The organism is Lentzea aerocolonigenes (genome assembly GCF_000955955.1).
In the GTDB taxonomy this organism is placed as follows: domain Bacteria; phylum Actinomycetota; class Actinomycetes; order Mycobacteriales; family Pseudonocardiaceae; genus Lentzea; species Lentzea aerocolonigenes_A.
Genome location: NZ_JYJG01000542.1, coordinates 1 through 10501, shown reverse-complemented (window position 1 = coordinate 10501; position 10501 = coordinate 1). Strand labels below are relative to the sequence as shown.

The following is a 10501-nucleotide window of genomic DNA, read 5'->3' as shown; positions in this document are numbered from 1 at the left end:
AGCCCTTGAACTGCTTCACCGACGCGATGGTGGTGTTGCCCTTTTTGATGTACCCGGTGGAGCCGATCTGAGTGGTCGACGAGCAGCCGGGGGCCTGCTCGGCCTGGGCGGTACCGGTCGACGCCAGCACGGACAGCGCCACCGCGGGCACGGACAGCGCCACCGCGGGCAGGATCAACATGACTTTGCGCATGCCCCACGGTGGCGTTGTCCGGTAAGTCAGCGGTTAATCGGCGCCGCCGTGCTCTCCTGGACCTTCTCGAAGTCGACGCCCGGCGCCAGCTCCACGAGCCGCAGACCCTCTGGAGTCACGTCGAAAACGCCCAGGTCGGTGATCACGCGGTCGACGCAGGCCTTGCCGGTCAACGGAAGCGTGCACTCCTCGACCAGTTTCGGGGTGCCGTCCTTGGCGGTGTGGGTCATCACGACGATCACGCGGCGGGCGCCGTGCACGAGGTCCATCGCGCCGCCGATGCCGGTGACGAGCTTGCCCGGCACCGCCCAGTTCGCGAGATCGCCACCTGCCGAGACCTGCATGGCGCCCAGGACGGCGACGTCGACGTGGCCGCCGCGGATCATGCCGAACGACAGCGCCGAGTCGAAGAACGACGCTCCAGACAGGACGGTCACGGTCTCCTTGCCCGCGTTGATCAGGTCGGGGTCGACGTCGGCGTCCTCGGGGTACGGGCCGACGCCGAGGATGCCGTTCTCCGACTCCAGCACGACCTCGACGCCGGGCGGCAGGTGGTTCGGGATCAGCGTGGGCACGCCGATGCCGAGGTTGACGTACTCGCCGTCGCGCAGCTCCTGGGCCGCGCGGGCGGACATCTCGTCACGACTCCACATGGCGCACCGTCCTGAACTCCACGCTCTTGTCGGAAACCTGCTCCGGCGAGAGCGCCACGACCCGTTGCACGAAGATGCCGGGCAGGTGCACCTCGTCGGGGTCGATCACGTCGACGAGCTCCTCGGCCTCGGCGATCGCGACCCGTCCGGCCATCGCGGCCAGCGGGTTGAAGTTGCGGGCCGACTTCGCGAACACCAGGTTGCCGTAGCGGTCGGCCTTGGCGGCCCGGACCAGCGCGAAGTCGGTGCGGATGCTCTGCTCCAGCACGTACTCGCGGCCGTTGAACTCGCGGACTTCCTTGGCAGGCGAGGCGATCGCGACCGTGCCGTCGGGGTGGTACCGCCACGGCAGACCACCGTCCGCGACCAGCGTGCCGACACCAGCGGGCGTGTAGAAGGCGGGAATGCCGGTGCCACCCGCGCGCAGCCGTTCGGCCAGCGTGCCCTGCGGGATCAGCTCGACCTCGATCTCACCCGCGAGGTACTGGCGGGCGAACTCCTTGTTCTGCCCGATGTACGAGCCGGTGACGCGCGCGATCCGGCCCGCCGACAGCAGCACCGCGAGGCCCTGGTCCATCGCGCCGCAGTTGTTCGACACGATGCCCAGCGAGCCGACCCCCTTGTCGTACAGGGCGTTGATCAGCACCTTCGGCACGCCGCAGAGCCCGAACCCGCCGACCGCCAGCGTGGCGCCGTCGTCCACATCGGACACCGCCTCCGCCGCCGAGGACACGACCTTGTTCATGACACCCTCTCGAAGACCGCCGCGAGCCCCTGCCCGCCACCGATGCACATGGTTTCCAAGGCATACCTGCCGTCACGCCGTTCCAGCTCACGCAGCATCGTCGCGAGAATCCGCGCGCCCGTCGCGCCGACGGGGTGGCCGAGCGCGATGCCTGACCCGTTGACGTTGACCCGGTCGAAGTCCGTGAGACCCCATTCGCGCGTCACGGCGAGCACCTGCGCGGCGAACGCCTCGTTCAGCTCGATCAGGTCCAGGTCGTCGAGCTTCAGGCCCGCGATCTGCAACGCCCGTGCGGACGACGGCACCGGCCCGATGCCCATCCGCGCCGGTTCGACTCCGGCCGAAGCCCACGAAACCAGGCGCGCCAACGGCCTCAGGCCCAACGACGCGGCCTTGTCCGGATGCGTGACGACACACATGGCGGCACCGTCGTTCTGCCCGCTCGCATTGCCCGCGGTGACCGTCGCGCCCTCGATGTCCATGACCGTCTTCAACGAAGCCAGCTTCTCCAGCGTCGACCCCGGCCGCGGGTGCTCGTCGGCCACGAAGCCGCCCACCGGCACCAGCTCGTCCGCGAACCGGCCCGAAGTCTGTGCGGCGACAGCACGTTCGTGACTGCGCAACGCCAGCTCGTCCTGCTCGGACCGCGGGATCCCGTACTCGCGGCGGAGGTTCTCGGCGGTCTCCAGCATGCCGCCCGGCACCGGGTAGTTGACGCCACCGGCCGTGGTCCGGCCGCGAGCCAGCGCGTCCACACCGGCGTTCGACATGCTCTCGACGCCACCCGCGAGCACCAGCTCCTGGGCACCGGTCTGCACGGCCATCGCCGCGTTGATCACAGCCTGCAGCCCGGAACCGCAACGCCGGTCGAGCTGCACACCCGGCACGCCGACACCCAGGCCCGCGTCCAGCGCGACGACGCGGCCGATCGCCGGAGCGTCCATCGTGGGATAGCAGTGCCCGAGGATCAGATCATCCACATCGGACGGATCCAGCCCGGTGCGGCGCATCAGTTCCCCGACGACGATCGCGCCCAGCTCCTGGGCGGTGCGCTCCTTCATCGCACCGTTGTAGCGACCCACCGGTGTCCTGATGGGCTCGCAGATGACGGCGTCACGCATGGACTCTCCTCGTCAGATGATCCGCGACCAGCGCGTTCACAGCCTCCGGCCGTTCGGCCGTGAGCAGGTGGGCGGAGCCCGGCACGACCTCGAACCGGGCGCCGGGAATGCCGTCCGCGATGACCCGCACCAGATCCGGCGTGGTCGCGGGGTCGTCGGCACCCGCGAGCACCAGCGTCGGCACGGTGATCTCGCCGAGTTCGGCCCGCACGTCGAACGTGCCGATCGACTCGGCACAACCCGCGTACCCCTCGGTCGTGGTGTTGCGCAGCATGTCCAGCAGCCGCTCGGCCTCGTCGGGCTGGAGAACCGCGAACTCGTGCGTGTACCAGGTGCCGAGCCGTGACGGCACCATCGCCTCGACGCCCTTCTCCCGGACCACTGCCGCGCGCTGCGGCCACTGAGGCGGGTCGGGGAACTGGGCTGCCGTGGCGCAAACTGTGAGCGTTAACAGACGTTCGGAGTGGTGGATCCCCAGCCATTGGCCGATCGCGCCACCGATGGAAACGCCCAGGTAGTGGAACCGCGTGACGCCGAGCGAGTCGAGCAGCTCGATGACGTCCGCGGTCAGCCCCTCGATCGAGTACGGGCCAGGGGCGTCCGGGGAACCGCCGTGCCCAGGGAGGTCGAACCGCACGATCCGCCAGCGGTCGGCGAACGCGGCCACCTGCGCGTCGAAGAGACCGGTCGAGGTGCCGATCGACGGGCCGAGCACGAGGACCTCGGCGTCCTCCGGTCCGTCGATGACGTGGTGCAAGATCACTGATGCTCCGATCGTGTCGTCACAGCCGGTCCGCGAACTCGTGCACCGCCGGGCCGTCCTGACCGCTCGCGTGCACGGCGCCGCTCGCCACGATCAACTCTGCCAACCGGCTGCCGAGCGTGCCGACGTGGTTTCCATTCGGTGGAAGAGCAGTCCCGGGCGGCACGCACAACTCCGTCCGAGAGGACTCCCTCCACCCGATGCGGCCGGCCGAGCACGGCGGCGGGCGGCGCACACGCCGGTCGTGACCACACAGCTGTGCCAGTCTTCGTTGGGCCGGTCTTCGTTGGGCCAGTTAGCGCTCACATCCTCCAGCGAGCGCCGGACCAGGCCTTCCCGGACAGCGGTCATGGCTGAGCCGCCAGATCAGAGGGATGCGTCGCGAGCGGCGTCACCTCGACCGTCATGAACTCCCACAGCGGCAACGACGACAGGCACGCGTGCAGCTCGTCGTTGGAGGGCACGTCGAAGATGCTGATGTTGCTGTACTGCCCGACGACCCGCCACAGGTGCGGCCACACGCCGAGTTTCTGCAGCTCCAACGCACGGTCCTTCTCGGCCGCGATGAGCTCGGTGCGGCGGCCGGGGTCGAGGTCGTGGGGGAGCGAGACATCCATGCGCACGTGGAAGAGCAACGGTCACCTCCTGGTGAAGGCCGCGACGGCCGCCGGGTCCGGCTCGATGCCGAGCCCAGGGCCGTCGGGCAGGTGCAGGTCGCCGCCGGAGTACCGCAACGGCGTGGTCAGCAGCTCCTCGCGCATGAGCAACGGTCCGAACAGCTCGCTGCCCCACGTCACGGCCGGAGCCGCGCACGCCAGGTGCAGCGAGGCCGCCGTGCCGACCGGGCTCTCGATCGAGGTGCCGCCGTGACAGGGAATACCCGCCGCCGCCGCGATCGAAGCGATGGCCACCGTTGCGTGCAGCCCGCCGGACTTGGCGGTCTTCAACGAGAACACGTCCGCCGCCCGCAGGGACGCCAGCCGGAACGCGTCCGACGGCGTGCGCAGCGACTCGTCCGCCATCGCCGGGATCGGCAGCACCCGGTTGATCTCCGCGAGCCACTCGACCTCGGCACCCGGCACGGTCTGCTCGACCAGCTCCACATCGGCGGCGGCCAGTGCGGGCAGGTGGCGCAACGACGTCAGCCGGTCCCAGCGCGCGTTCAGGTCCGCCCGGACACCGGCGACACCCTGCAGCTTCTCCGCGATCGCGCACACCCGCCGCACGTCGTCGACCGGCTCCTGCGCGCCCATCTTGAGCTTGAAGCTGCGGTGCCCGGCCGCAGGCCTTGGACTTGCGGGTCAGCGTCACCTGGCACAGCGGCGGGTCGAGGGAGACGGCCGTGAAGGCGTTGACGGTGGCGCCGTGGGGTTCGCCATCGTCGTTGCGGCAGGTCAAGGCTGTGACACCGGTGGCGAACCTGCCGAAACCGGTGCGGATTGTGCGGTGATCCAGCGTCATCCCCCCGCTCCTCCTTGTACGCTGTGCGTACAACATGTACGCTTTGCGGTTACACGAGAGTGCACCGGCTTCGGCGTGCTGTCAACGGGGAGGATGTGGCGATGGCGGGCGATCCGGACGAGCGCGACTTCATCCAGAGCATCGAGCGCGGGTTCGCCGTGCTGCTCGCGTTCGACGAGGACCGGATCAACCCCAACCTGGCGGAACTGGCCGCGGCCACGGGTCTCTCGCGTCCAGCCGTGCGCCGGATTCTCCTTACGCTGCAACGACTTGGGTACGTGCGAGCGTCCGGCAGCAGGTGGTCGCTCACCCCGCGGGTGCTGAGCATCGGGCAGCACTACTCGGCGTCGCACGCGATGATCGAGCTCGCGCAGCCGCACCTGCTGGAGCTCTCCGCGAAGACCGGTGAGTCAGCTTCGCTCGCGGCGCTGGACGGACGCGACGCGGTGTACGTCGCGCGCGTGCCGGTGCGGCGGATCATGAGCATCAACGTGTCGATCGGCACCCGGATCCCGGCCTACGCGACATCGATGGGCCGTGTGCTGCTCGCGTGGGCGCCGGACGTGATCGTCGACGAGATCGTCGCGGGCGGGCTGCCGGCGCTGACTAAGCACACGGTCACGGACGTCGAAGCGTTTCTAGGGGTGCTGCGGCAGGTTCGCTCGGACGGGTGGTCGATCGTCGCGGAGGAGCTGGAGATCGGCCTGCTCTCGGTCTCCGCGCCCGTCCGCGACCGGTCCGGCGAGGTGGTCGCCGCGCTCGCGTCCTCCACCTCCGTCGGGCGATCATCTGTTGAGGCGATCCGGTCGGATGTGGTGCCATTGCTGCTCGACGCCGCGGAGCGGATCAGCGCCGATCTGGGTCACAAGAGCTCGGCGCGGCGCGAAGGGTTCTACTAGACCCTGGGAGGACGGATGTCCGCTCGGCCGCGGGTCCTGGTCATCGGTACCGGGTTCGCCGGGTTCCACTGTCTGCGCAAGCTCGAACGGAAACTCACCGAGGACGCGGCCGAGCTGGTCGCGATCAACCCGGCCGACTACATGCTCTACATCCCGCTGCTGCCCGAGGTGTCCGGCGGCGTGCTCGACCCGCGCCGGGTCGCCGTGCCGCTGCGGAACACCTTGAAGCGCACCAAACTCGTGCTCGGCGCGGCGACGGGCATCTCGCTGGAGAAGAGCTGCGTGCAGGTGATGGACGTCGAGGGGCGGTCCAGCGAACTCTCCTACGACCGGCTGCTGATCGCGTCCGGCAGCGTCACGCGGTTGCTGTCGATTCCGGGTGTCGCCGAGCACGCCAAGGGTTTCCGCACCGTCGCCGAGGCCATCCACCTGCGCGACCACGTGCTGCGGCAGCTCGAACTCGCCGACCAGTCCGACGATCCGGAGGAACGCCAGGCGCGGTGCACGTTCGTCGTGGTGGGCGCCGGATACACGGGCACCGAGGTGCTCGCCCAGACGCAGCTGCTGACCCAGGACGCGTGGCGGCACCTGCCCCGGCTTCGCGACGTGAAGCCGCGCTGGATCCTCGTCGACATCGCGCCACGGGTGCTGCCCGGCCTGGACCCGCGACTGTCCGAACCCACGAGGAAGGTGCTGCTGCGGCGCGGTGCCGAGGTCAGGCTGGAGACCAGCCTCAAGGAGATGACCGACACCTGCGCCCGGCTCTCCGACGGCACCGAGATCCAGACCCGCACGGTGGTGTGGTGTGTCGGCGTGCGGCCGGATCCGCTGGTCAGCACGTTGAACAGGCCCGCCACCAACGGTCGCGTCGACACCGACACGTCGTTGCAGGTGTGCGAGAACGTGTGGGCGGCAGGGGACGCGGCGGCCGTGCCGGACCTGGTGCGGCCAGGGGAGATCACCGCGATGACCGCACAGCACGCCGAACGCCAGGGCCGGGTCGCGGCTCTGAACATCGCGGCGTCGCTCGGGTACGGCGAAGCGCGCGAGTACAAGCACAAGGACCTCGGCTTCGTCGTCGACCTCGGCGGCTGGCAGGCGGTCGCGAACCCGTTGGGCGTGCCGCTGACGAGCCTGCCCGCGAAGGCCGTGACGCGCGGCTACCACCTGATGGACCTGCCGTACGGACGGTTCCGGACGGCCGCGAACTGGATCACCGAGCTGGGCGCCGGGCGGCAGATCACGCACTTCGGTGTGGTGCCGGACCGCGGAATCACGCTGGCGCAAGCGGACCTGCCCCCTGCCGCAGCCGGTCGCGGTGACTAGGATGAACTGGTGGTAGCGCAGGGGGAGCAGCCGACGTTGGCCGAGCGGCTGGATCGGCTTTTCAAGGCGGTGCGCCCTGGCGGCCAGCGCGAGTACACGTACGAAGAAGTCGCCGCGCAGATCCGCGAGCAGGGCATCTCGATCTCGCACACGTACGTCTGGCAGCTGCGCAAGGGGTTGCGTGACAACCCGACCAAGCGCCACCTGGAGGGGCTCGCGCAGTTCTTCGGCGTGCCGACGTCGTACTTCCTCGACGACGACAACAGCGGCATCGAGGACCAGCTGGAGCTGCTGGTCGCGTTGCGGGACAGCGATGTGCGCTCGCTGGCGTTGCGGGCCTCCGGGTTGTCCCCGGCGAGCATCAAGGCGGTGCTGGGGATGATCCAGCACGCGCGGACGATCGAGGGCCTGCCGCCCGCGGACGACGAGTCGTGAGACGGCTGCGAAGACAGGCGAAGGACCGGCTCGCGGGCTTCGAGGTGCCGAAGCCGTTCTCGATCGAGGCCTTGTGCGCGCAGGTTTCCGCCAGTCGCGGGCGTGCGCTGCACCTGCATCCCTTGCCGTACAACGGAGCCGCGGACCTGCCGTGCGGACTGTGGGTGGCGACGGCCCAGGCGGACCACATCTTCCACGCGCGCGGTGCGTCGGCGTTGCACCAGCAGAACATCATCCTGCACGAGATCGGTCACATGCTCTGCGACCACACGCTCGACAGCGCTGACGGGGTGACCGCGCTGCTCGGCGATCTCGACCCGGCGGTGGTACGGCGCGTGCTGGCGCGCACCCGGTATTCGACGCCTGCCGAGCAGGAGGCCGAGATGGTCGCGGCGCTGATCCGCGAGCAGGCGGGCTGGAGCATCGCGCCGGCACGTCCCGATGGCGCGCTGGGTCTGATGAACGACGTGTTCGGGGACCGGTAGCCGTGGTGGAGTTCCCGTCGCTGGAACTGCCGATCCCCGTGCTGGCAGTGCTCGTCGTGGTCTGGGGTTTCGTGCTGTTCCGGCTGCGGACGGTGCGTCGTTCGCCCCAGGACCGGACAGTGGCGCTGGCGTTCCTGTGCTTCGCCCTGTCGTCCACGTTCGTCGTCCGCGAGGTCCGATACGCGGTGGACCGGCTCGCCGGGGTGCCGGACCTGGCGCTGCTGATCGGTCACCTGACGGGCCTCGCCGGTGTCGCCTTCGTGCTGCGGTTCGGGTTGATGGCGATGGGAACGAGCACCCGGTTCGTGACGGTGGGCCGGTACGTGCTGGTCGTGGCCGCGGTCGTGCTGGTCGCTGTGTTCCCTCTGATTCCCCGTGATCTGGAGAAACCGGACTTCGGGTACTTCCACCCGACCCATCCCGCGGTGATCACCTACCAGTTGGTGGACATCTCCACCATGTGCGCTGGCGTGATCGCCGGAGCCGTCGTCCTGTTCCCGTTGTGGCGGCGCAGGGCTTCCGGACCGTTGCGGGTGGCGTTGTTCCTGCTGTGGCTGGGATGCCTGTCGGTCACCGTCTACTCGGGATGCCGCTACTGGTACGTGATCTGGTACGGCCTCGGGATCGTTCCCCAAGGCACCCAGTACACGAAGTACGGCCAGTTCACGGAGATCGCGCTGTACCTGGGGATGCTGCTCGCGGTGCTCGGCGGGCTGATCCAGGCGGGGCTGTCGGCGGCGCGGTGGTTCCGCCGGCTGCGCGGGTACCGGCGGCTCGGTCCGTTGTGGACGGAGCTGGTGGCCGCCGTGCCGTCCGTGGTGCTGGAACGCGCGGGCGGGTCGCTGGAGCTGCGCCTGTACCGGCGGACCGTCGAGATCCGGGACGCGCAGCTGGAGCTGTCCGGCCGCGTTTCCCCTGACACGCGGGCCTTTGCCGGGATGGCGCTGGAGGAAGCCGGGATCGGCGATCCGCTGTCCCTGGACGCGTGCGTGCTCCGGATCGGGTTGGCTTCACCTGCGGCGTTGCACCCGGCGGAGACCTCGGCGTGGTCGGCGGCGTCCAATTTGGACGACGAGCTGGACGACCTGCTGGCGTTGGGCCGGGAGATGAGGAACCCGGCCGTCGTGGCGGCGGCCGGGCGCAGCCTCATGCCCCTGTGACGCCGTCGATGCCCTCGCGCAGGAAGTCGGCGTGGCCGTTGTGGCGCGCGTACTCGTGGCACAGGTGGTGCATGACGAGCCTCAGCGACACCTGCTCGCCCCACCGCGGCTGGTAGCCGAGGACGTCGAGCGACTCGGCCTCGCGCTCGATCCTGCGCGCGTGCTCCACCTCGTTCTGCCACGCCTCGAACGCCTCCGACCGGTTCGAGTTCGAGGCGTCGTAGGCCACCTGGTAGTCGTTCTCGGCGGACCACACCAGCGGGATGTCCTCACCGTTGATGACCTTGCGGAACCAGGTGCGCTCGACCTCCGCCATGTGCCGGACCAGGCCGAGCAGCGTGAGCGTGGACGGCGGCATCGAGCGGCGGCGCAGGTCTTCGTCGGACAGGCCGTCGCACTTCATCGCGAGGGTGGCGCGGTGGTAGTCGAGGAACACGCGCAGGGTCTCGCGCTCGTCCGCCTGGAGTGGTGGGCTGGGGCGTTCGGTGGTCACGGGGGCAGTCTTTCATCAGGATGATCCCGTGGACCTGGAATTGGCGGGACGCCGGTACATCGTCACCGGCGGGAGTCGCGGGATCGGCCGGGCGATCGTGTCCGTGCTGCTCGACGAGGGTGCGCGGGTGGCGACGTGTGCGCGCACGGATCCGGGGTGGGGACCGGAAGTGCTGGCTCGCGTCGGTGACGTGCGAGACCGCGAGTGGATGCGGGAGTTCGTGGCGGAGGTGGCCGCGGAGTTCGGCGGGCTCGACGGCGTGGTCGCGAACGCTGGTGCCGGAGCGGTCGGGGGAGTGCTGGACACGCCGGCCGAGGTGTGGCGAGAACAGTGCGATCTGAAGGTTGCGAGCGTTCTCAACCTGGTCGAACCCGCGGCCGCGCACATGATCGGGGGCGCTGTCGTGGTGCTGAACGGGGTGACCGCGCGCTCTCCCGACCTGGACATGGCGGCGGTGAGCGCCGCGCGGGCAGCGGTGGGGTCGGTGGCGGAGATGCTGGCCGCGACGCTCGCACCCCGCGTCCGCGTCAACACCGTCAACCTCGGCGCGATCCGCACCGAACGCCAGCACGCCAAGCACGCGCGGTCGGGCACGTCGCTGGACTTCGCCGCGTGGGAGGCCGAGGAGGCGCGCCGGCGCGCAATCCCGCTCGGCAGGTTCGGCTCACCCGAGGAGGTCGCGCCGGTCGTCGCGATGCTGCTGTCGCCGAGATCGTCCTATGTGGTCGGTGCGACGGTGGACGTGTCCGGCGGCCTCTAGGGCCTGT

Annotated in this window: 15 protein-coding genes and 1 pseudogene; 6 read left to right on the top strand and 10 right to left on the bottom strand. The window is 69.8% G+C overall.

Features of this window, described 5'->3' with window-relative positions; all coding sequences use genetic code 11:
* The 9 genes and pseudogenes from UK23_RS46270 to UK23_RS55230 all read right to left on the bottom strand — a co-directional run.
* Positions 1-193, bottom strand: a 193-nt coding sequence (locus UK23_RS46270) for a hypothetical protein (protein WP_045318225.1), incomplete at its 3' end; no start/stop codon positions are given.
* 26 nt (positions 194-219) lie between these two features.
* On the bottom strand, positions 220-846 hold the full coding sequence (locus UK23_RS46265; protein WP_045318224.1) for a CoA transferase subunit B: 627 nt from the start codon (positions 844-846) through the stop codon (positions 220-222).
* Positions 833-1591 (bottom strand): CoA transferase subunit A, encoded by a 759-nt coding sequence (locus tag UK23_RS46260; RefSeq protein WP_045318223.1) that lies wholly within the window; start codon positions 1589-1591, stop codon positions 833-835. Before UK23_RS46260 ends, UK23_RS46265 begins: the two co-directional genes overlap by 14 nt.
* On the bottom strand, positions 1588-2712 hold the full coding sequence (locus UK23_RS46255; RefSeq protein WP_045318222.1) for an acetyl-CoA C-acyltransferase: 1125 nt from the start codon (positions 2710-2712) through the stop codon (positions 1588-1590). The genes UK23_RS46260 and UK23_RS46255 overlap by 4 nt, the downstream gene beginning before the upstream one ends.
* Entirely contained in the window at positions 2705-3475 is a 771-nt protein-coding gene (gene pcaD, locus UK23_RS46250; protein ID WP_045318221.1) for a 3-oxoadipate enol-lactonase, read from the bottom strand. The genes UK23_RS46255 and pcaD overlap by 8 nt, the downstream gene beginning before the upstream one ends.
* A 19-nt stretch (positions 3476-3494) precedes the next feature.
* The gene (locus UK23_RS52380; protein ID WP_156213881.1) at positions 3495-3641 is read right to left on the bottom strand and encodes a hypothetical protein; all 147 of its coding nucleotides are present in this window, start codon (positions 3639-3641) and stop codon (positions 3495-3497) included.
* A gap of 181 nt (positions 3642-3822) precedes the next feature.
* Positions 3823-4110, bottom strand: coding sequence for a muconolactone Delta-isomerase (catC, locus tag UK23_RS46245; RefSeq protein ID WP_045318220.1), 288 nt, complete (start codon positions 4108-4110; stop codon positions 3823-3825).
* Between the two features lie 3 nt (positions 4111-4113).
* Positions 4114-4728, bottom strand: a complete 615-nt coding sequence (locus tag UK23_RS46240; protein ID WP_231114994.1) for an enolase C-terminal domain-like protein — start codon at positions 4726-4728, stop codon at positions 4114-4116.
* A gap of 16 nt (positions 4729-4744) precedes the next feature.
* Positions 4745-4936, bottom strand: a pseudogene (locus tag UK23_RS55230) (flavin reductase family protein); the annotation flags it as partial.
* A 101-nt stretch (positions 4937-5037) separates the two neighbouring features.
* On the opposite strand from UK23_RS55230, the gene UK23_RS46235 reads away from it, so the two are divergent.
* From UK23_RS46235 to UK23_RS46215, 5 genes are read left to right on the top strand one after another with little or no spacing between them, the layout of a single operon-like run.
* Positions 5038-5835, top strand: coding sequence for an IclR family transcriptional regulator domain-containing protein (locus UK23_RS46235; RefSeq protein ID WP_045318219.1), 798 nt, complete (start codon positions 5038-5040; stop codon positions 5833-5835).
* Positions 5836-5850: 15 nt separating this feature from the next.
* Complete coding sequence (locus UK23_RS46230; RefSeq protein WP_045318218.1) at positions 5851-7161, top strand: NAD(P)/FAD-dependent oxidoreductase; 1311 nt, start codon at positions 5851-5853, stop codon at positions 7159-7161.
* Positions 7162-7170: 9 nt separating this feature from the next.
* On the top strand, positions 7171-7596 hold the full coding sequence (locus UK23_RS46225) for an XRE family transcriptional regulator (protein ID WP_052685647.1): 426 nt from the start codon (positions 7171-7173) through the stop codon (positions 7594-7596).
* The gene (locus UK23_RS46220; protein ID WP_052685646.1) at positions 7593-8081 is read left to right on the top strand and encodes a hypothetical protein; all 489 of its coding nucleotides are present in this window, start codon (positions 7593-7595) and stop codon (positions 8079-8081) included. The genes UK23_RS46225 and UK23_RS46220 overlap by 4 nt, the downstream gene beginning before the upstream one ends.
* 2 nt (positions 8082-8083) lie before the next feature.
* Positions 8084-9241, top strand: coding sequence for an MAB_1171c family putative transporter (locus UK23_RS46215; protein ID WP_045318216.1), 1158 nt, complete (start codon positions 8084-8086; stop codon positions 9239-9241).
* Here the strand turns inward: UK23_RS46215 and UK23_RS46210 are convergent.
* The gene (locus UK23_RS46210; RefSeq protein ID WP_045318215.1) at positions 9228-9734 is read right to left on the bottom strand and encodes a DinB family protein; all 507 of its coding nucleotides are present in this window, start codon (positions 9732-9734) and stop codon (positions 9228-9230) included. The genes UK23_RS46215 and UK23_RS46210 overlap by 14 nt on opposite strands.
* A gap of 28 nt (positions 9735-9762) precedes the next feature.
* Here UK23_RS46210 and UK23_RS46205 point away from each other — a divergent pair, with 28 nt between their 5' ends.
* Positions 9763-10494 (top strand): SDR family oxidoreductase, encoded by a 732-nt coding sequence (locus UK23_RS46205; RefSeq protein ID WP_045318214.1) that lies wholly within the window; start codon positions 9763-9765, stop codon positions 10492-10494.
* Positions 10495-10501: the final 7 nt, after the last annotated feature.